Here is a 598-nt window from a genome sequence, read left to right as displayed (position 1 = left end):
CCTTCGTGAACGGCGGCGCCGTCCTTCAGCCGCGTCTGGCCTTCGACGACGACCTTTTCACCGTTTTTCAGCCCTTGGCTGATGGCGCTGTTCTCGCCCTCCGTCAGCGCCACCTGTACCGGCCGCATCTCGACGGTGTTGTCCGGCTTGACGACATAGACGAACGGGCCCTTCTGACTGGGCTGCACCGCGACCGTCGGGACCGAGGTCATTTGCGGCATCGTGCCGGCCTCGAGCATCACATTCACATACTGACCGGGCCATAGCGATAGATCGCCATTCGGTATGCTCGCTCGCGTGGCGATGGTGCCGGAGGCGGTATCGACGCTGGAATCGACGAAGTCGAGCGTGCCCTTGCCGATCGGCTTGGGATCGCCGTCCTTGGTCAGCGTCACGTCTCCTTGCTGTGGGTTCGCCAGTTCCTTGTGCAACAGGGCAAGGTCGCTTTCCGGGAGAGTGAAATTCACCTGCAGCGGGTCCATCTGCGTGATGGTGACAAGTGGCGTCGTGCTGCTTGAGTTGCCGTTGCTGGTGGTGACGAGATCGCCGACGGAGACGTTGACCGCTCCCAGCCTGCCTGAGATGGGCGCGGTGATGG

At 62.7% G+C, this 598-nt stretch carries 1 protein-coding gene; it reads right to left on the bottom strand.

Annotation, left to right across the window (positions count from 1 at the left end):
- The coding region (locus EOA29_RS39260) for an efflux RND transporter periplasmic adaptor subunit (RefSeq protein WP_127222557.1) at nucleotides 1-598 on the bottom strand (598 nt) is incomplete at both ends.

The sequence above is a fragment of the Mesorhizobium sp. M1E.F.Ca.ET.063.01.1.1 genome (genome assembly GCF_003998155.1).
Lineage (GTDB): Bacteria > Pseudomonadota > Alphaproteobacteria > Rhizobiales > Rhizobiaceae > Mesorhizobium.
Note: the sequence above shows the minus strand (reverse complement) of the source record. Positions and strands in the feature narration are given on the sequence as shown.